Below are 19,856 nucleotides of genomic sequence, written 5' to 3'. Positions count from 1 at the left end.
TGCAAGACGACCCAATCTTTGAAGTCGTCGTCGTAGCGTTTGCCTAGATTGGACATTGTTATGCACCTTCGCCCTCTTGAATGAATGAGTCAATCAACAAGGGTGACAGGTAGCCTGACACGGAGGGAACGCCCCAAAAGGAACCAAAAGGTCTCGCCCCTGACGTTCGGTGCCTCGCCCAGGCTCGGCATCCCCTCGCTCCGGTCCTGCTCCGTGGGCCCGCCGCCATCGGCCATCCATGGCCGGGGGCGGCTAACCCGGCATCCATGCCGGGTTGCCCACTACGCAGAACCTCCTCTCGGCCTCTCGAGGGGGCGGGTGGATCAGGATCAAAAGCTGCAGGCGAGCTAACGCTCGGCCTGATGAGTGGTGAAGAGCTTGGTGTACGCTGCTCTGCTTTGCTCTTCTGTAGGAGCGAGCCTGCTCGCGAAAAATGTAAGAGCAACGCGTTCCTACAGGTTTTTGTGGTGTGGCCAGAATCGCATGTACACCGCGCATCCCCGTAGGAGCAAGCTTGCTCGCGATGGCGGCCTGACAGTCAACGATGTTCGTCGATCCAGATCAAACATTCAGACCCTTCCCACAAGACTTTCAGCTTGCCCGTCAGAATCACGATCTCTAGCTGTGACCCACTACGCAGAACCTCCTCTCGGCCTCTCGAGGGGGCGGGTGGATCAAGATCAAAAGCTTCAGGCGAGCTAACGCTCGGCCTGTTGAGTGGTGGTGGGTACGCTGCTCTGCCTTTGCTCGTCTGTAGGAGCGAGCCTGCTCGCGAAAAACGTAAGAGCAACGCGCTCCGTCAGTCAGCCTGCGTCATCGTTAACGACCATCGCGAGCAGGCTCGCTCCTACAGGTTTTTGTGGTGTGGCCAGAATCGCATGTACACCGCGCATCCCCGTAGGAGCAAGCTTGCTCGCGATGGCGGCTTATCAGTCAAAAGTGTTTATCGCCAAGTCAAACAATCAGACCCTTCCCACAAGATTTTCAGGTTGCCCGTCGGAAGTGCGATCTCTAGCCTTTGATCGTCGCTGCAAAAAGCAGCGACTGGGTTTCGCAGCCCGGTTAAACTTCAGACGCACAGCGTCCACCATCCGAAAGCGGGCGCTTTTTTATGCCTGTGTTATGGCGGTTGTGCGCGGGATACCTTCGGGTATGCCGGGTGCCTGAAGTCCCGGTCTGCGAACCTGCGTACAGCTGCCACCTAATTTTCGTTTCGCAGCGATCAGTGGCCGCTCCATTACTTCAGGAGCTTTACAATGATCAAACACAGCCCCAACCCCCCAGAAACCAATTCCGAACAACCCGCAAAAACCGTCCACCGCCCCTGCCCAATCTTCACCATCCGCTCAGGCGTCGATTCTGAAACCCTCCTTGTCCATGCCTACGAAACCCTCGCCTCGGCAAATGTGATGGCAACTGAGCTGTCGTCCTTCCTGAATGGCCCGACGTGCAATCTGGCACTCGGCATTCAGCAGATGATTGTCCTGGCGCAGTTGTCGGTGAACGGCGTGTTGGACCAATTGGAAGCAAAGCAGTAGCACCACAAAAAGCCCGCTGAACCTGGACCGGCCAGCGGGCATTCTTTGTTCCTACATTGATCTCGGACCGGTCTGATATTGAGGCTGAAAAGCTCAGGTGTTGTACTCAGAGCCCAGTTTTACGCCCGTTTGAGACAGCTCCATGAAAACTCCACCCACCTTGATGGGCCGGTCCGATCCGGTGTTCGATCGGCTGTTGCGCTCGCCCCACAAGGAACGACTTTCGGACTACCTGGCTTTGCTCAAGCCACTGGACGCTCAAGGGCGTTATCTGCCTTTTGATGCTTTGCGTCATCGCTGGGCGCCGGGTCTGGATTCGACGTTGTGCTGGGCCTTGGTCAAGAAAGCGCGAGCTGCACAGTATTCGAGACTGTTGCCACTGGGTGAGCCGGCGCGCTGGCTGCAATTGCTGCTGACGCCGTTGGCGCAAAAAGCTATTTCCGCAGTGGATCGTCAGGCCACCACCGAAGTATTGGAATACATGACCGGCCAGATCGGCGAGCGCGCGCATTTCAGTTATTGGCTCAATGACCTGATCGAAGACGAGGCCATCAGCAGCAGCCAGCTCGAAGGCGCAGCCACAACGACGCGGGTGGCCAAGGACATGCTTAAGCGCCATCGTTTGCCGCGTACGCCGGATGAGCGAATGGTCATCGGCAACTTCAAGATGATGAACGTTGCCTGGGAGCAGCGTTACGAGCCGCTGAGCGTTGAGCTGATCGCAACCCTGCACCGAGTGGGTGTCGAGGGTATCGATGATTCGCAGTACTCGCCTGGCGCCTTCAGGAGCAACGATGATGTCGTGGTCCAGGATGGCGAGGGCAACACCGTGCATTCACCGCCACCTGCGGCAGGGCTCGTGTCACGTTTGCAGGCGCTGGCGAAGTGGATGAACCAGTCCCACAACAACCCCCATCAAGCGGACTACCTTCATCCGTTGATCAAAGCCATCGCGCTGCATTTTGTCCTGGGTTACGAGCATCCTTTTCGCGACGGCAATGGTCGGGTGGCGCGGGCGTTGTTTTACTGGTTCATGTTCAAGAATGACTTTTCGGCGTTCCGCTACATCGCCATCAGTGTTCTGTTGCGCAATGCGCCGTTGAAGTACGGACGATCGTATTTGAATACCGAAGCGGATGACCTGGACCTGACCTATTTCATCGAGTTCCAGTGTTCGGTGGTGCTGCGGGCTGTGGGCAGTTTTACCGAGGCGTATCGGAAAAGTCTCGACGATGCGCAGCAGTTTGACTGCTGGTTGCGGGACAGTGGTTTTCTCGACCGGCTCACCGAGAAACAGCGGACGTTGTTTCAAGTGGCCAGGAGCGGAATGGCCAAGGAGTTCACGGCGGTCAATGCGAGCGAGAATCTTGGCTGTTCTTACCGCATGGCGTCGGCCACCCTGAATGGGCTGGTCGCGTTGAAGTTGTTCGAGAGGCGCAAGATGGGGCGCGAATGGGTGTTCTTTTTACGTCCGCAGCAGGCAACCTGATGCCTGTAGGAGCGAGCCTGCTCGCGATTGCGGTACATACATGAGCCAACATCAATGCTGACGCATGAGGCCTCATCGCGAGCAAGCTCGCTCCTACATGGGGGCGTGTTTAGAGCGTACCAAACACCTTCTTCGCCAAACTGGTCGCCGCAGCCGCCGGGTTCTGGCGGATGGTTTCTTCCTGTTTGCCTATCATTTCAAACAAGCCATTCAACGCCTGCTCGGTGACGTAGTTTTCGACGTTGGCGCTCTTCGCATCTACCACGCCCATGGTCGCCGCTTGCCCTGCGAACGAGTTGTACTGCTGGACGAGACCCACCTGGTCGGTGGCTTGTTTGACGATGGGCAGGAATTTGGCGCGGATCTGTTCGCGGCTGGTCTTGTTCAGGTACTGGGTGGCCGAATCGTTGCCGCCGCTGAGGAGGCCCTTGGCATCTTCCACGGTCATTTTCTTCACGGCGTCCACGAGGATCGGCTGGGCCTGGATCACGGCGGTTTCCGCCGCTTTGTTCATGCTGGCTTCCAGCTCATCGACCTGATCACCCATGCCGAACTGTTTCATTTTGCTGGCGACTTTGCCCAACTTGCCCGGCAGTTCGATTTTTACATCCGGGTTGTTGCTGAAACCACCTGGTGCACCCAGTTGTTTAACAGCCAGCTGCGCGCCTTGGGTCAGGGCGTCCTTGAGTCCGCCGGTGGCGTCTTTCTGTGACAGGTCGGTCAGTGCCAATGCCATGGCGTTGGCACTGATCATCAAGCCTGCGCACAGGCCGGCAAAGCGAAGGGTAGGGCGGAGCATGAGAGTTTCCTTGTTCGAAGGATGAATTTAGCGGACTGCCGTCGACTTCAATACGCGCGCTGACAGAGTAGCGATGACCCGGCTTGTCCTGGGCCGGATCGTAACTCAGATGGAATGGCAGGGGCACCTGGCCTTTGACCGGGCCTTTCTGTTCATCGAGCACGATCGCAGGCTCGCTCCCTCAGTTTTTGCATCAGGCTTGTGGTGGGGGCGCGATCTGATCCGCCGCATCTTCACTGCGATGCACCGCCACCTGACGGATCGACAGACGAATATCCGCCGGCAATACCCGTTTGGCTGCGCCTTCTGCCAGTTCACCGAGCAGTTCGTGATAGCTCAGCTTGCCCGCTTCATCGCGCTTGAGCACGTCGAGGTCGAGCAGGGTCTGGATGAAGTGGCGGAACAGGCTCTTGTCGAAAAACTCCGGGGCGTTCAGGCCATGGAGGATCGACAGGCGCTGGGCCATGACCGTGCACAAGTCTTCCAGTTCTTCGGCGCTGATGCTGTTCTGACCGCTGTTGAGCAGCAGGGACACGGTCATGTAGAAGCGCTGCAACGTCTGGGCGATGCTTTTTGACAGCAAGGTCAGCAGCACGAAATGCCGCGAGCTCGGCGCCGGACGCAGGTACACGTCGTTTTCGAAACGCAGCAGGCCTTGCTCGACGAAGGCCTCCAGCCATTGATCGATCACGGCGTCCAGTTCGTCCATCGACCAGCGAATGAACAGTTCCGATTGCAGGTACGGATACAGTGCGCGGGTGTAGCGCAGGATCTGTTCGCGACTCATGCGTGAGGCGCTTTGGAAGAAACTCGCCAACAGTGCCGGCAGCGCGAAGATGTGCAGGACGTTGTTGCGGTAGTAGGTCATCAGGACGGCGTTCTGTTCGTCCAGATACAGGATCTTGCCCAAGGCATCGCTCTGCTCGGACAGCAGGTCCATATCTTTTACATGGTCAATCAACGCTCGACCGTCACCTTTCGGCAGGGTGGTGTGCGGCGAATACGGGACCTTGCGCAGCAGCGCCAGGTACAGATCCAGCACCCGCGCCATCGCCCGGTCGTCCAGCGCGAGTCGGGTGGTCGACAGCAGCGCCAGTGCCACCAGGTTGACCGGGTTGATCGCCGCCGCTTCGTTCAGATGCCGGGCGACTTTCTCGCCGAGGCGGTTGGTGGTTTCGTTGAGCCAGGCCGGTCTGAACTGCGGTCCGAGTTCCTGTTTGCGCCAGTCCGGCTGTTCGCCGTCGAGGAATTCCGCCAGTTTGATCGGCTCACCGAAGTTCACCGCCACTTGGCCGAAGCGCTGCTTGAGCGCGCCGATGACTTTGAAAATATCGAAGATCGACTCTTTCTTCTTGGCCGCGCCGCGCAGTTCGCCGAGGTAGGTCCGGCCTTCCAGCACGCGCTCGTAACCGATGTACACCGGTACGAAGACGATGGGCATGCGCGACGAGCGCAGGAAACTGCGCAGGGTGATCGCCAGCATCCCGGTTTTCGGTTGCAGCATGCGCCCGGTGCGCGAGCGGCCACCCTCGACGAAGTACTCCACCGGGAAGCCCTTGGTGAACAGGGTGTGCAGATATTCGTTGAACACCGAGGTGTACAGGGGATTGCCCTTGAACGTGCGGCGCATGAAAAAGGCGCCGCCGCGACGCAGCAGACCGCCGATCACCGGCATGTTGAGGTTGATGCCCGCGGCAATGTGCGGCGGGGTCAGTCCGTTGCGAAACAGCAGATAGGAGAGCAGCAGGTAGTCGATGTGGCTGCGGTGGCACGGCACGTAGATCACTTCGTGACCCTGGGCAACCTTCTGCACGCCCTCGATGTGGTTGACCTTGACGCCGTCGTAAATCTTGTTCCAGAACCAGCTCAGCACCACTTCCATAAAACGGATCGCAGTGTAGGTGTAGTCCGAGGCGATTTCGTTGCCGTAGCGCAGCGCTTGAGCCTTGGCTTTCTCCGGCGAGATGTTCTCGCGCTCGGCTTCGTCGAGGATCGCTTGCTTGACCATCGGCTGGTTGAGCAAGCCTTTGACCAGATTGCGCCGGTGGGAAATGTCCGGGCCGATCACTGCCGCCTTGAGGTTGCGGAAGTGCACCCGCAGGATGCGCTGGGCCATGCGCACGGTGCGTTCGTGGCCCTTGTTGTGATCGATCAGCTCGCGCAGGTGGATCGGCGCGGAGAATTGAACGCGGGTCTTGCGTCCCAGCACGATGACGCTCAGTAGTCGGCGCAAACGACCGGTGACGGCCCAGCTGTCGGCGAACAACAATTTCCATGGGCTGTTTTCGCTGTCCGGCGACTGGCCCCAAAACACGCTGACCGGAATGATCTGCGCATCCTCAGCGGCGTTCTGGCTTAGGGCGCTGACCAAGCGGGTCAAGGTAGGCGGCGCACCGCGCTTGTCCTGGCGGCCGAGCCAGTCCGGTTCCGGCGTCAGGTAGAAGAACGCGGCAGGTTCCAGCAGATTGCCCACCGAGACCGGCAGCACCGGGCGCGGCAGGCCGGCCTTGCTGCACTCGGTATCGACCACGGCGAGATCGGTCAGCGAAGGGTTTTGCAGGACGTAGAACACCGGACGACTGCGGTCGAGGTTGAGGGTGAACGACGACTGGTTGATCGTCTCGGAGCGAACCCAGAGATACAACAGTCGGCGCAGGGTGCCAAACACAAGACGGCGGAACGGGGAGCGGGTCATACGGCTTCTGCATGAGTGAATAAAACCGAGCGTTTGCTCGGGAGGCCGATAGTGTGCCGGATTCATCGAAAATCGGCAAAAAAGCGGCGAAGTAATCTTGAGTTGAGAGTTTTGTTACCTGTCATATACTCGGCCGTCTGTTGCCGGAGCCCTTCAAGGGGACGCCGGGTGCAGATTGACGTTCCCGAGGCTTTCCTGCGAAAAGCCCGACCAATAATAAAAAGGGAGTATGAACAAATGGCAACACGTGAAACCGGCAACGTGAAGTGGTTCAACGACGCCAAGGGTTATGGCTTTATTCAGCGCGAAGACGGGGTGGATGTGTTCGTGCATTACCGCGCGATTCGCGGCGAAGGACACCGCTCGCTGGCTGAAGGGCAGCAGGTCGAATATGCGGTGGTGGAAGGGCAGAAGGGGTTACAGGCTGAGGATGTGGTAGGTCTGTAATACGGTCCTGTAGGAGCTGGCTTGCCAGCGAAGGCGACAATCCTGATGCACCGAGGTGCATGGATCGCCAGCAAGCCGGCTCCTACAGGTTCACGTTACATCCAGCAATGTCAGGCGGTTTTCCAGGTGATCTCTTCTTCACCGTCGACGCTGATGCGAATCCAGCGATCCGCCGTTTCTTCGCCTTCTTCCTCGACCCACGTACCCGGTGCGCAACGCACTTCGACGTTCAGCGCGGCAAATGCGGCGCGGGCGCAGGCGATGTCGTCTTCCCACGGCGTCTGGTCACTTTCCAGGTACAGGCTGTTCCATTTGCCTACGGCTTTGGGTAACCAGGTCACCGGCACGTTGCCGGCCTTGCACTTGTAGGTCTGGCCCTTTTGCACCCAGTCGGTGCATGGGCCCAATGCCGCGCCCAGCCAGGCCGAGATGGCCTTGTGGTCGACGTCGGCGTCTTTGAGGTAAATCTCGATATCGGGTTGGCGCATGGATGTCCTCACTGCGTGTCTGAAAAATCCATTCGCGGATTTAGCCGGTCTCGGGCACTCGCCCGGAACCAAAAAGTTATTGAAGAACGAAGTAATCGTAGCGCATCGACACGGTGGTCTCGAACGGCTCGGCCTGTTCGATAACCGCTGCCCGGCGCTCGGCGCTGGCACGCCAGCCGTGGGGTGTCATCGCCAACAGGTTCGCCCGGTCTTGACCGCTGACCAGCGTCAGCTTGAATTCCAGGGTTTCGCTGTGGGCGAGCGTCATGCCTTCCGGCACCAAGTCCAGATGCTTATCGTCAATGTACTCGCGGACTTCGTCGTACAGCCGTTCGCGCAATTCCATCAGGTGGCCGCTGGTCGGGCCGACTTTCATCAGGCCGCCGCCAGGGCTGAGCAGGCGTTTGGCTTCTGCCCAATCCAGAGGGCTGAACACGCTGGCCAGGAACTGGCAACTGCCCGAAGCCAACGGCACCCGCGCCATGCTGGCGATCAACCAGGTCAGTTGCGGGTTGCGTTTGCAGGCGCGTTTGACCGCTTCCCGGGAGATGTCCAGCGCATAGCCTTCGGCATTTGGCAGGGCTTCGGCGATTTGCGCGGTGTAGTAACCCTCGCCACAACCGATGTCGAGCCAACGCTGCGGCGCGTAATCAGCGGCCAGCTCCGCCAGACGCTTGGCCACCGGCGCATAGTGGCCGGCGTTCAAGAAGTCACGGCGAGCCTCGACCATCGCCTGGTTATCCCCAGGGTCACGGCTGTTCTTGTGCTGCACCGGCAACAGGTTCAGGTAACCCTGACGTGCACGGTCGAAGCGATGCCCGGCGGGGCACACCACGCCGTTGTCCACCGCATTGAGCGGCTCGCTGCAGATTGGGCAAGAAAGCATCAGGCGAGCAACTTGATCAGGGTCTGGTAGTAGATTTCGGTCAGCACATCGAGGTCAGCGGCCAGCACGCGCTCGTTGACCTGGTGGATGGTCGCGTTGACCGGCCCCAGCTCAACCACTTGCGTGCCCATGGTCGCAATGAAGCGGCCGTCGGACGTGCCACCGCTGGTGGACGCCTTGGTTTCGCGGCCTGTGATGTCCTTGATGCTCGACGACACCGCATCGAGCAATGCGCCCGGCTCGGTGAGGAACGGCAGGCCGGACAACGCCCAATCGACGTGCCAGTCCAGGCCATGCTTGTCGAGGATGTCGGCGACGCGCTTTTGCAGGCCTTCGACGGTGGACTCGGTGGAGAAACGGAAGTTGAACACCGCCACCAGGTCACCGGGGATGACGTTGGTCGCGCCAGTGCCGGAGTTCACGTTGGAAATCTGGAAGCTGGTCGGCGGGAAGAAATCGTTGCCGTGGTCCCAATGCTCGGCGGCCAATTCGGCCAGGGCCGGGGCGGCGAGGTGGATCGGGTTCTTGGCCAGGTGCGGGTAGGCCACATGACCTTGCACACCTTTGACGGTCAGCTTGGCGCCGAGGGAGCCGCGACGGCCGTTCTTGACCACGTCACCCACCAGCGTGGTGCTCGACGGTTCGCCGACGATGCACCAGTCCAGACGTTCCTTGCGCGCGACGAGGCGCTCAACCACAGCCTTGGTCCCGTGATGCGCCGGACCTTCTTCGTCACTGGTGATCAGGAACGCGACCTTGCCCTTGTGATCCGGGTAGTCAGCGACGAAGCGTTCGGCGGCGACGGTCATGGAGGCGAGGCTGCCTTTCATGTCGGCGGCGCCACGACCACAGAGCATGCCGTGCTCGTCAATCAGCGCGTTGAACGGCTCGATCTGCCAGGCGGCGACCGGACCGGTCGGGACCACGTCGGTGTGACCGGCGAAGCACAGCACCGGGCCGTCGTGTTTGCCGTGGGTCGCCCAGAAGTTATCCACATCTTCGATGCGCATCGGCTCCAGTGTGAAACCGGCATCGCCCAGGCGCTGCATCATCTGCTTCTGGCAATCGGCGTCGATCGGCGTCACGGACGGACGGCGGATCAGGTCGATGGCGAGTTGGAGGGTCGGCGAAAGGTCGGCGTAGGCCGTCATGGGAAAACTCCGGTGCAAGGCATTTTGTAGGAGCCGGCTTGCCGGCGATAGCGGTGTATCAGGCGAACCGCGTGGTTTTGATCGCTGGCAAGCCAGCTCCTACAGTGTTGGGGTGGCGCGCGCAAAATGGCGGTTATCTTAAAGCAAAACGGCGACCATTGGCCGCCGTTTAGTGCATCGGCAAAGATTTAGACCGCTGGTGCCGTTTCAGTCTCGACCGACGGTTTAGGCAGCGAAGACAGGAACGCCATGATCAGCGCCGCGACGTACGGCAGCGACTGCACCAGCAACATGGTGACCCAGAAGCGCATGTCGTTGCTCGGCAGGCCGTTCACCAGGTAGATCCCCAGCGCGGCGCTCCACAACAGCAGCATGATGAACATCTCTTCACGGGCCTCCGAAATCGCCACCCAGAAGCCGTGGTTATCGGCGTTTTTCGGTGTGCGGAAGAACGGAATGCTGCTGGTGAAGAAACCGTACAGCACCGCTTTGGCGATGGTGTGCGACAGCGCCAGCCCGGCCAGAGCCGCGCAGAACGCATCTTTCAGGTTCACGCCCACTGCGCGGCGGTACAGGAAGATGATCTTGCCGACCTTGAACACGAACAGCGCCAACGGCGGGATTGCGAAGATCAGCAGCGGCGGATCGACCCGTTGCGGCACGATGATCATGGCCGCCGACCACAGCAGGGCGCCGACGGTGAAGAAGATGTTCATGCCGTCCGCGACCCATGGAAGCCAGCCCGCGAGGAAGTGGTAACGCTGGCCGCGGGTCAGTTCGGTGTCCTTGCCGCGCAGCAGGCTGGCGGTGTGACGCTTGATGATCTGAATCGCCCCGTAGGCCCAGCGGAAACGCTGCTTCTTGAAGTCGATAAAGGTATCGGGCATCAGGCCTTTGCCGTAGCTGTCGTGGTAGTACGCCGCCGACAGGCCTTTTTCAAACACGCGCAGACCCAGTTCGGCGTCTTCGCAGATGCACCAGTCGGCCCAGCCCAGTTCTTCGAGCACCGAACGGCGGGTCATGGTCATGGTGCCGTGCTGGATGATCGCATCGCGGTCGTTGCGGGTGACCATGCCGATGTGGAAGAAGCCTTTGTATTCCGCGTAGCAGAGCTTCTTGAAGGTGCTTTCGTTCTGGTCGCGGTAATCCTGCGGCGACTGCACCACGGCGATTTTCGGGTCGGCGAAGTGCGGCACCATGTGCTTGAGCCAGTTCGGGTGCACGCAGTAGTCCGAGTCGATCACCGCGATCACTTCGGCGTCCTTGGCGGTGTGCGGAATCAGGTAGTTCAGCGCGCCACCCTTGAAACCGGCGAGCGGTGCGACGTGGAAGAACTTGAAGCGCGGGCCGAGGGTTTCGCAGTAGTCGCGCACCGGTTCCCACACGGCCGGGTCCTTGGTGTTGTTGTCGATGATCAGGACTTCGAAATCCGGATAGTCGAGGTTGGCCAGGGCGTTGAGGGTCTGTTTGACCATCTCCGGCGGCTCGTTGTAGCAAGGCACGTGGATCGACACTTTCGGGCGGTACGTGGAATCGCCCACCACCGGCAGGAACTCACGACGACGCTTGTGCACCCACACGGCTTCGGCCAGTTCGTGGGCTTCGGTCAGCAACACGATAAACACCCCGAGCGCACCGAGGGCGAGCAAAAAGCCGACCGTGAGGCTGAACCAGGTGCTGTATTGCTGGCTGTAGTCGTAACCGATCCACACCAGCACCGAACCACACAGGAAGGCGATGAACGTCAGGAAGGTACGGCCACGCTGGCGCAGGGCCGAGCCGTCGATCATCAGCAAGGTCAGCGACAGTAATGCCAACACGACCGAACCGATGGCCAGTACGCGCCATTGCGGAATCGCCACCACCGGGCCTTCGAAGTTGAATTTCTGCTGGCGCGCAGCGTTGAACACGCCCCAATACGCGCCCACCGAACCTTCGTCACTGACTTTCCATGGCTGGTCAAACGCTTCGATCACGAAGTAGTTGAAGCCCTGGCGGTTGAGCTTGTTGACCAGTGCGCGCAGGTAGATTGCCTGGTCTGCCGGCGACGCATCGGCGCCACCGCGCATGCGACCGTTGCTCGGCCAGCCCACTTCGGACAGCAGCAGCGGTTTTTTCGGGAACATTTTTTTCAGGTCGCGGGCGCGGTCGAGGACGAACTGCCCGGCCTTGTCCATCGGGATGAATTCCCAGTACGGCAGTACGTGCGCGGCGATCAGGTCGACGTGCTTGGCCAGTTCCGGGTGTTCTTCCCAGACGTGCCATTGCTCGGACGTGGTCACGGGCACCTTCACGGCGGCACGAACTCGGTCCAGCAAGACGCTGAGTTCCTGGGCGGTAATTTCCTTACGGAAGATTGCCTCGTTGCCTACGACTACGCGAACCACGCTGCGCGAGGAATTGGCGATTTCGATGGCGCGGGTGATTTCCCGTTCGTTGCGTTCCTGATCCGGGCTGATCCAGATCCCCAGCGTCACCCGCAGGCCGAACTCTTCCGCCAGTTTGGGGATGTTCTCCAGCGTGCCGTCGACCGAGTAAGTACGGATGTTGTCCGTCAGCTTGCTCATGATCTCCAGGTCGCGACGCATTTGATCGTCGGTTGGGTACTGTTCTTTTTGTGGGAATTGCCCCTGCTGGAATGGCGAGTACGAGAATCCGGAGATCTGTTCAGGCCAGTTGGGGGCGGTGACCGGGCGATTGATCAGCGCCCAGAAGCCGGTAAACAAGGCAGCGATGGCGAGCACCACCACCAGGTTGAGTCCAAATTTACGCGATGACATAGTTATTTCGGGTTCCAAAGACTGTGGAACGGAGGAACGGTTGGCCGTCGCCAAGGGGCGCGCATCCTACACCGGGCATTCTCTGAACGTACAGCGGACAGGGAATTGCCGGACGTTGGGCAATCCAAGTCGATTTAAGTTCTTTCTTTAGAGCGTGTAGGGCAAATCTTCGTTCGATGTAGTTTTCGTGGTAGATGCCCGTTCATAGCGTAATGATGCTCTTGGCCGCTGACGGCCCTATAATGCGCGCCGGTTTTTGAGGTGTTGGTCATGAGTACAGAAGATCCCCGGTTTGCTGGCATCGCCCGTTTGTATGGCATCGAAGGCCTTGAGCGCTTGAAAGCCGCTCATGTGGCCATCGTCGGCGTGGGCGGCGTCGGTTCCTGGGCGGCGGAAGCCATGGCCCGTTGCGGCGTGGGCGAGATTTCGCTGTTCGACCTCGACGACGTCTGTGTCAGCAACGCCAACCGTCAGCTGCACGCGCTGGACAGTACGGTCGGCAAGCCCAAGGTCGAGGTGATGGCCGAGCGTCTGCGCGGTATCAACCCGGATTGCACGGTGCATGCGGTGCCGGACTTCGTCACCCGCGACACCATGGCCGAGTACATCACGCCGAACATCGATTGCGTGATTGACTGCATCGACAGCGTCAACGCGAAAGCGGCACTGATCGCCTGGTGCAAACGCCGCAAGATCCAGATCATCACCACGGGCGGGGCGGGAGGGCAGATTGATCCGACGCTGATTCAAGTGTGCGATTTGAACCGTACGTTCAACGACCCGCTGGCTTCGAAAGTGCGCTCGACGCTGCGCCGTGATTACGGCTTCTCCCGCACCGTGACCCGTCATTACAGCGTGCCGTGCGTGTTTTCCACCGAACAACTGCGCTACCCGAAACCGGATGGCAGCATTTGCTTGCAGAAGAGTTTTGTCGGGGACGGTGTGAAGCTCGACTGCGCCGGTGGGTTTGGCGCGGTGATGATGGTGACGGCGACGTTCGGCATGGTCGCAGCGACCAAGGCTGTGGATAAGATTGTGGCGGGCGTTCGGCGGCCGGCGGAGCGGGTCAAGCCGCAGGTTTAAAATGTATCCCCTGTAGGAGCTGGCTTGCCAGCGATGGCGGCAGTCCTGATACACCGCGGTGCGCGGATCGCCAGCAAGCCGGCTCCTACAAGGATATTTCCCGCATTCGCTGAAGCACCGCATTGAGGCCATTACTGCGCGACTCGGATAACTGCCGCCCCAATCCCAACTGATTGAACCAATCCGCCAAGTCCACCTGCTGCAACTCGGCCGCCGACAACCCGTTGACCCGCGCCAGCAACAGCGCCACCAATCCGCGAATCAACCGCGCATCGCTGTTGGCGTGGAACTGCCAATGGCCATCGCGCAACTCACCCACCAGCCACACCTGGCTTTCACAGCCGTGCACCCGGTTGGCGTCGGACATTTGCGCATCATCCAAGGCTGGCAAGCGCTCGCCCCACTGCATCAACAGTCGTGCGCGTTGTTCCCAGCCAGCGGCTGCCTGAAAGACTTCAAGCGCGTTGACGGCGTCGGCAGGCAAGCTCATCGCAATAACTCCAGCGCCTGGTCCAGGGCTTTAAAGAACCGTTCCAGGTCTTCGGAGTCGTTGTACAACGCCAACGACACGCGAATCGCCCCGGCCAGTTCGAAGCTTTTGAGCAGCGGCATGGCGCAGTGATGACCGGCACGTACCGCGATCCCTTGTTCGGTCAGCAAATGCGCCAGATCCGAGTTATGCACACCCTCGACGGTAAAACTGGCCAGCGCCAGTTGCGGCTTGCCCAGCAGGCGGATGCCGTTGCGGGCCGCAAGACCTTTGAGCAGACAGTCATGCAACGCGGCTTCGTGAGTGGACACGGCGTTCTGGTCGAGTCCCGAGAGGTAATCCAGGGTTGCGCCCAGACCGATCACGCTGGCAATCGGCGGCGTACCGGCCTCGAAACCCAGCGGCGCCGGGCGGAAGCGTGCATCGTGATAATTGGCGTCCAGCACCATCTCGCCACCGAACTGCCAGGGGCGCAGCTGTTGCAGCGCGTCATTGCGCCCGAACAGCACGCCCAGACCATCGGGGCCGTAGAGTTTATGGCTGGAAAATACATAGAAATCGCAGCCCAGCGCTTGCACGTCGTGGCGGCCATGGACCACGCCTTGGGCGCCGTCGATCACGGTCAAAGCGTTATGTGCCTTGGCCATCGTCAACAGCTCGGGCAAGGGTTGCCAGGCACCGATCACGTTGGACAGCTGACTGACAGCCAACAGGCGCGTACGCGGACCGATCAAGCCTGCGGCTACTTCAAGGTCGATCACGCCGTTGGCATCCAGCGGCAGAATCACCAGTTTCACGTCGCGCCGGTGTGCCAGTTGCTGCCATGGCAGCAGGTTGGCGTGATGCTCCAGGGCGCTGATGACAATTTCATCGCCCGGATGGAATAGGTGTTCCAGGCCATAGGCCAGGAGATTCAGCGCGGAGGTCGCGCCGTGGGTGAAGATGATCTGACCGCTATCGCCAACATTCAGCCATTGCGCGACTTTGCGGCGGCTGTCCTCGAACGCCTGGGTGGCATGGGCGCCGGGCAAGTGTTGCGCCCGATGCACGTTGGCCGCGCCGTTGGCGTAGTAATGCGCCAGCGCATCCAGTAGGGCTTGAGGTTTTTGCGTGGTGGCGGCGTTGTCCAGATAGGTCTGGCCTTGCCGTTGCAGCGCGGCGATGGCCGGAAAATCGGCGCGCCAGGGGGAGAGAATCATCATGTTGTTCGCCTGTACGCCTGCCCTTTGTAGGAGCGAGCTTGCTCGCGATGGACGCGTGGACGACACGGGCTGTCTGATGCCGCGCGTTATCGTTGACGTCCATCGCGAGCAAGCTCGCTCCTACAGAGGTGCGGGTGGTCGTGTGGCTTAGTTGTGAGCGTGCAGTGCTTCGTTCAGTTCGATGGCCGATTTGTGGGTTTTGCATTCCACGGCGCCGGTTTCCGAATTGCGACGGAACAACAGGTCAGGCTGACCGGCCAGTTCACGGGCCTTCACGACTTTGACCAGCTTGTTGTTCTCGTCCAGCAGCGCCACTTTGGTGCCAGCGGTGACGTACAGACCGGACTCAACGGTGTTGCGGTCGCCCAACGGAATACCGATACCGGCGTTGGCGCCGATCAGGCAGCCTTCACCGACCTTGATCACGATGTTGCCGCCGCCCGACAGGGTGCCCATGGTCGAGCAACCGCCGCCCAGGTCCGAACCTTTGCCGACGAACACGCCAGCCGATACGCGACCTTCGATCATGCCCGGGCCTTCGGTGCCGGCGTTGAAGTTGACGAAACCTTCGTGCATCACGGTGGTGCCTTCACCGACGTAAGCACCCAGACGAATGCGCGCCGCGTCAGCGATACGTACGCCGGCCGGAACCACGTAGTCGGTCATTTTCGGGAACTTGTCCACCGAGAACACTTCCAGCAGCTCGCCACGCAGGCGCGCTTCCAGTTGATGCTCGGCCAGTTCGCTCAGGTCGATGGCGCCCTGGCTGGTCCAGGCCACGTTCGGCAGCAACGGGAAAATGCCCGCCAGGTTCAGGCCGTGTGGCTTGACCAGACGATGGGACAGCAGGTGCAGCTTGAGGTAAGCCTCGGGGGTGGACGACAGCTGGGCATCTTCAGCCAACAGGGTCGCGACCAGCGGCTTGTGGCTCTCGGCCAGACGGGTCAGCAGGGCTGCCTGGGCAGCGTCGACGCCTTTGAGCGCTTCAGCCAGTTGCGAGGCCTGGGCAGTGCTGAACGCGATGGCCTGGTTACCGTCGGTGTAGCCCAAAACCGGCGCGATGGCAGCGACCAGTTCGGCCGAAGGGTTGAGCAATGGCTGCGCGTAGAACACTTCCAGCCACGCGCCTTGACGGTTTTGAGTGCCGACGCCGAAGGCCAGGCTGAACAGGGTAGTAGACATGTTGATACCTCTAAAATGGTACGGGCTGCTTACTGGAGTGCGGCCGCGTAGATATCTGGCTTGAAGCCAATCAGGGTTCGGTCACCGAGATCGAGCACCGGGCGCTTGATCATCGAGGGTTGTGCGAGCATCAGTTCGATGGCTTTCGACTGGTCGAGATCGGCTTTGCGTTCGTCATCGAGTTTGCGAAAGGTCGTGCCTGCACGGTTCAACACCACTTCCCAGCCGTGCTCGTTGCACCATTGGGTCAGGTGTTCACGATCGATTCCGACCGTTTTGTAATCATGGAAGTCGTAGCTGACTGCGTGTTCATCGAGCCAGGTGCGCGCCTTTTTCATGGTGTCGCAGGCTTTGATGCCGAAAAGGTGCAACGTTTTGCTTGAAACGGTCAAGGAATTGCCCCCTTTGCAGGTGCTGTAAATAAAAGGTGACGGATTATGCCATGGCCTTTCAGTTAAAACCCAAAACCTGTGGGAGCAAGCTTGCTCGCGATGAGGGCATCGCAGTCGAAACCTATGTCGACTGACCTGTCGCCATCGCAAGCAAGCTCGGCGCCTACAGGGCTGGGGTGTTTGCAGGTGCGACATAGGTGCAAGGGCCACCGATAGTCTAAGCGGCTAATATGGCACTTCAATGCTGTCGCTTGTCCGGGAACCGCGCTTTATGCAAACCGCTTACACCGTTCTGATCCTGCTGATGCTGGTCGGCTTGTCACGCCTGATCGGACGGGTGATCCCGCTGCCGTTGCCGCTGGTCCAAATTGCCGCCGGTGCGTTGCTCGCCTGGCCGACATTGGGGCTGCATGTGGCGCTCGATCCCGAGTTGTTCCTGTTTCTGTTCCTGCCGCCGCTGTTGTTTTCCGATGGCTGGCGCATGCCCAAGCGTGAACTCTGGCGCTTGCGCGGGCCGATCCTGACCCTGGCGGTGGGGCTGGTGTTGTTTACGGTGGTCGGCGCCGGTTACTTCATTCACTGGTTGTTGCCCAGTGTGCCGCTGCCCGTGGCGTTCGCGCTGGCGGCGGTGTTGTCACCGACGGACGCGGTGGCGGTCTCGGCCATTGCGCGCAATCGGCTGCCGATGCCATTGATGCACATGTTGCAGGGCGAAGCGCTGATGAACGACGCCTCAGGCCTGGTGACATTCAAGTTTGCGCTGGTAGCGGCTGTCACCGGTGTGTTCTCCCTGGCCAATGCCAGCCTCACGTTCGTGCTGGTCGCCGTCGGAGGGTTGGCTGTCGGCGTGGCCTTGAGCTGGCTGGTCGGCCGTCTGCGGGCGTGGATGATCAATCGCGGTTGGGAGGATCCGGCCACCCATGTCGTTTTCATGTTGTTGCTGCCGTTTGCGGCGTATGTGCTGGCCGAACGGCTTGGGGCATCGGGCATTCTGTCGGCGGTGGCGGCGGGGATGATGCAAAGCTGGCTCGACCTCCTGCCGCGTCAGACCAGCACCCGACTGCTTAATCGTAGCGTCTGGTCGTTGCTGGAATTTGCTTTCAACGGTCTGATTTTTCTGCTGTTGGGCTTGCAGTTGCCGGACATCATCAAGGCCGTGGCCAGTCATGAAACGTCGCTATGGCCGACGCTGTTGTATCGCTGTTTTGATGTTGTGGCCATCTTCCTGGTGCTGCTGCTATTGCGGTTCGTTTGGGTGCAGAGCACCTGGCGGTTGTCGGTTTTCCTGCGCCGCTTGCGTGGCAAGGGCGAAATGACGCAAGTACCGACCGCGCGGTCCTGCGGGTTGCTGACCGTGGGCGGCGTTCGCGGAGCGGTGACGCTGGCGGGTGTGATGTCGGTGCCGCTGCTGATGGGCGGGGTAGTATTTCCGGAGCGCGACCTGCTGATCTTTATCGCCGCCGGCGTGATCCTGTTGTCGCTGATCGCCGCCTGTATCGCCTTGCCGCTGTTGCTGCGCGGTATCGATATCAGCCCGGACAACAAGCGTCGCCACGAAGTGCGCGAGGCGTGGCGCAAGACCGCCGAAGCGGCTATTCATGCACTGGAAGTTGAAGAGGCCAGCGCCCAGGATGCGGCCGAGGCAGCATTGGCCGCCGAACTGAAGGCGCGGATCATGTCCGAATATCGCCATCAGCTGGAGGTGTTCAACGATTCCGCAGAGGCACAGGCGTTGGCGTTCCAGATGGACTTGCTGGAGCGCCGCTTGCGGTTGAAGGCATTGAAGGCACAGCGGCTGGAGTTGTACAGCCTCAGCCGTCATCACCAGATTGGTGATGACGTGTTGCGAGAGGTGTTGGCGGAGCTGGATCTGAGTGAAGCCAAGCTGGGCCAGGTAAAATAGGCCTCAGCCCTGGCGGCGCTGGATGAACGAACGGATGCGCTCGGCAGCCTCAACACACTCCGCCAACGGCGCAACCAGCGCCATGCGAATGCGGCCGGCGCCTGGATTAACACCATCAACATCCCGCGACAGATAAGAGCCCGGCACCACCGTCACATGCTCTTGCTCGAACAGATCGCGGCAGAACGCAGCGTCGTCCCCGGCAACGTTCGGCCACAGGTAGAAGCTGCCATCCGGGCGCTGTACGTCCAGCACCGGGCTGAGGATTTCCAGCACGGCGTCAAACTTCTCGCGATACAGCGCACGGTTGGCGCGTACATGCACTTCGTCGTTCCACGCGGCAACGCTGGCCAGTTGAGTCTGAACCGGCATCGCGCAGCCGTGGTAGGTGCGGTAAAGCAGGAAGCCTTTGAGGATGTCGGCATCGCCCGCGACAAAACCTGAACGCAAGCCTGGCAGGTTGGAACGCTTGGACAGACTGTGGAACACCACGCAACGCTTGAAGTCCTTGCGGCCCAGCTCGACACAGGCGCTGAGCAGGCCCGGCGGTGGGGTTTGTTCGTCGAAATACAATTCGCTGTAGCACTCATCGGCGGCAATCACGAAGTCGTATTCGTCGGCCAGGGCGATCAGCTTTTTCAGGGTGTCGACCGGGATCAAGGCGCCGGTCGGGTTGCCTGGCGAACACAGGAAAAGAATTTGGCAGCGCTTCCAGATGTCCGGTGAAACGGCATCGAAATCCGGGTTGAAACCGTTTTCGTCCAGGCATGGCAGGTAATGCGGCTTGGCCCCGGCCAGAAACGCCGCACCTTCGTAGATCTGATAGAACGGGTTCGGGCTGACCACCAACGCGTCGTCGCCACGGTTGACCACGGTCTGGGTGAAGGCGAACAGCGCCTCGCGGGTGCCGTTGACCGGTAGCACATTACGCGCCGGGTCGATCCAGCCGTTCGGCACGCCGAAACGACGCTCGCACCAAGCCGCAATAGATTCACGCAGCTCCGGGATGCCGAGGGTGGTCGGGTACACCGCCATTTTTTCCAGATTGCTGGCCAGGGCCTCGGCGACGAAGCTTGGCGAACGGTGTTTCGGCTCGCCGATGGAGAGCGCAATCGGGCGCTTGTCCGGGCTCGGCGTCACGCTGCCGAGCAGGGCGCGGAGTTTCTCGAACGGGTAGGGCTGGAGCTGGGACAGAGCGTTGTTCATCGATGTATCTCGTTCGGTGTAGGAGCGGGCAAGCCCTGGTTCCTGTAGGAGCTGGCTTGCCAGCGATGGGCGTCAACGAAAACGCTTGCTTACCGGGTAAACGTGGCGCTTTTGATTCCTTCGCT

At 60.3% G+C, this 19,856-nt stretch carries 16 protein-coding genes and 1 pseudogene; 5 read left to right on the top strand and 12 right to left on the bottom strand.

What is annotated here, in order from left to right; genetic code table 11:
* Window positions 1-1,256: 1,256 nt before the first annotated feature.
* Window positions 1,257-1,538 carry a DUF6124 family protein gene (locus tag CKW19_RS17320; protein WP_095058937.1) on the top strand — a complete coding sequence of 94 codons (282 nt, stop codon included), beginning with the start codon at window positions 1,257-1,259 and terminating at the stop codon, window positions 1,536-1,538.
* Between the two features lie 142 nt (window positions 1,539-1,680).
* Window positions 1,681-3,027 carry a Fic family protein gene (locus CKW19_RS17315; RefSeq protein ID WP_095058936.1) on the top strand — a complete coding sequence of 449 codons (1,347 nt, stop codon included), beginning with the start codon at window positions 1,681-1,683 and terminating at the stop codon, window positions 3,025-3,027.
* A gap of 109 nt (window positions 3,028-3,136) precedes the next feature.
* Here CKW19_RS17315 and CKW19_RS17310 read toward each other — a convergent pair whose 3' ends face one another.
* The 3 genes and pseudogenes from CKW19_RS17310 to plsB form a co-directional block, all read right to left on the bottom strand.
* On the bottom strand, window positions 3,137-3,826 hold the full coding sequence (locus CKW19_RS17310) for a DUF4197 domain-containing protein (protein WP_095058935.1): 690 nt from the start codon (window positions 3,824-3,826) through the stop codon (window positions 3,137-3,139).
* Between the two features lie 13 nt (window positions 3,827-3,839).
* Window positions 3,840-3,998: pseudogene (locus tag CKW19_RS17305) on the bottom strand (YbaY family lipoprotein); the annotation flags it as partial.
* A gap of 21 nt (window positions 3,999-4,019) precedes the next feature.
* Window positions 4,020-6,521: a glycerol-3-phosphate 1-O-acyltransferase PlsB gene (gene plsB, locus CKW19_RS17300; RefSeq protein WP_095058934.1), complete on the bottom strand. Its 2,502-nt coding sequence runs from the start codon at window positions 6,519-6,521 to the stop codon at window positions 4,020-4,022.
* A 237-nt stretch (window positions 6,522-6,758) separates the two neighbouring features.
* Between plsB and CKW19_RS17295 the strand changes: the two genes are divergently transcribed.
* Window positions 6,759-6,968 carry a cold shock domain-containing protein gene (locus CKW19_RS17295; protein ID WP_053159625.1) on the top strand — a complete coding sequence of 70 codons (210 nt, stop codon included), beginning with the start codon at window positions 6,759-6,761 and terminating at the stop codon, window positions 6,966-6,968.
* Between the two features lie 110 nt (window positions 6,969-7,078).
* Here CKW19_RS17295 and CKW19_RS17290 read toward each other — a convergent pair whose 3' ends face one another.
* The 4 genes from CKW19_RS17290 to CKW19_RS17275 all read right to left on the bottom strand — a co-directional run bounded on the left by CKW19_RS17290 (window position 7,079) and on the right by CKW19_RS17275 (window position 12,273).
* Window positions 7,079-7,456, bottom strand: coding sequence for a hypothetical protein (locus CKW19_RS17290; RefSeq protein ID WP_095058933.1), 378 nt, complete (start codon window positions 7,454-7,456; stop codon window positions 7,079-7,081).
* 76 nt (window positions 7,457-7,532) lie between these two features.
* Complete coding sequence (locus CKW19_RS17285) at window positions 7,533-8,342, bottom strand: putative RNA methyltransferase (RefSeq protein WP_095058932.1); 810 nt, start codon at window positions 8,340-8,342, stop codon at window positions 7,533-7,535.
* Window positions 8,342-9,493 (bottom strand): succinyl-diaminopimelate desuccinylase, encoded by a 1,152-nt coding sequence (gene dapE, locus CKW19_RS17280; protein WP_095058931.1) that lies wholly within the window; start codon window positions 9,491-9,493, stop codon window positions 8,342-8,344. Before dapE ends, CKW19_RS17285 begins: the two co-directional genes overlap by 1 nt.
* 188 nt (window positions 9,494-9,681) lie before the next feature.
* Entirely contained in the window at window positions 9,682-12,273 is a 2,592-nt protein-coding gene (locus tag CKW19_RS17275) for a glycosyltransferase (RefSeq protein WP_095058930.1), read from the bottom strand.
* Window positions 12,274-12,537: 264 nt separating this feature from the next.
* On the opposite strand from CKW19_RS17275, the gene tcdA reads away from it, so the two are divergent.
* Entirely contained in the window at window positions 12,538-13,356 is an 819-nt protein-coding gene (tcdA, locus tag CKW19_RS17270; protein WP_046041104.1) for a tRNA cyclic N6-threonylcarbamoyladenosine(37) synthase TcdA, read from the top strand.
* 85 nt (window positions 13,357-13,441) lie between these two features.
* On the opposite strand, the gene CKW19_RS17265 is transcribed toward tcdA, so the two are convergent.
* From CKW19_RS17265 to CKW19_RS17250, 4 genes are all read right to left on the bottom strand, one after another.
* Window positions 13,442-13,846 (bottom strand): SufE family protein, encoded by a 405-nt coding sequence (locus tag CKW19_RS17265; RefSeq protein ID WP_095058929.1) that lies wholly within the window; start codon window positions 13,844-13,846, stop codon window positions 13,442-13,444.
* Complete coding sequence (locus CKW19_RS17260) at window positions 13,843-15,048, bottom strand: aminotransferase class V-fold PLP-dependent enzyme (RefSeq protein WP_095058928.1); 1,206 nt, start codon at window positions 15,046-15,048, stop codon at window positions 13,843-13,845. Before CKW19_RS17260 ends, CKW19_RS17265 begins: the two co-directional genes overlap by 4 nt.
* A 147-nt stretch (window positions 15,049-15,195) precedes the next feature.
* The gene (dapD, locus tag CKW19_RS17255) at window positions 15,196-16,230 is read right to left on the bottom strand and encodes a 2,3,4,5-tetrahydropyridine-2,6-dicarboxylate N-succinyltransferase (protein ID WP_095058927.1); all 1,035 of its coding nucleotides are present in this window, start codon (window positions 16,228-16,230) and stop codon (window positions 15,196-15,198) included.
* A gap of 29 nt (window positions 16,231-16,259) precedes the next feature.
* A complete protein-coding gene (locus CKW19_RS17250; RefSeq protein ID WP_095058926.1) occupies window positions 16,260-16,622 on the bottom strand; it encodes an ArsC family reductase in 363 nt (120 codons plus the stop codon).
* Between the two features lie 271 nt (window positions 16,623-16,893).
* On the opposite strand from CKW19_RS17250, the gene CKW19_RS17245 reads away from it, so the two are divergent.
* Window positions 16,894-18,525, top strand: coding sequence for a Na+/H+ antiporter (locus CKW19_RS17245; RefSeq protein ID WP_095058925.1), 1,632 nt, complete (start codon window positions 16,894-16,896; stop codon window positions 18,523-18,525).
* Window positions 18,526-18,528: 3 nt separating this feature from the next.
* On the opposite strand, the gene dapC is transcribed toward CKW19_RS17245, so the two are convergent.
* A complete protein-coding gene (dapC, locus tag CKW19_RS17240; RefSeq protein WP_095058924.1) occupies window positions 18,529-19,731 on the bottom strand; it encodes a succinyldiaminopimelate transaminase in 1,203 nt (400 codons plus the stop codon).
* Between the last annotated feature and the right edge of the window lie 125 nt (window positions 19,732-19,856).

The organism is Pseudomonas sp. Irchel s3f7 (assembly GCF_900187615.1).
GTDB lineage: Bacteria > Pseudomonadota > Gammaproteobacteria > Pseudomonadales > Pseudomonadaceae > Aquipseudomonas.
The sequence above is the reverse complement of the archived record's forward strand: the minus strand, read 5'-3'. Positions and strand labels throughout refer to the sequence as shown.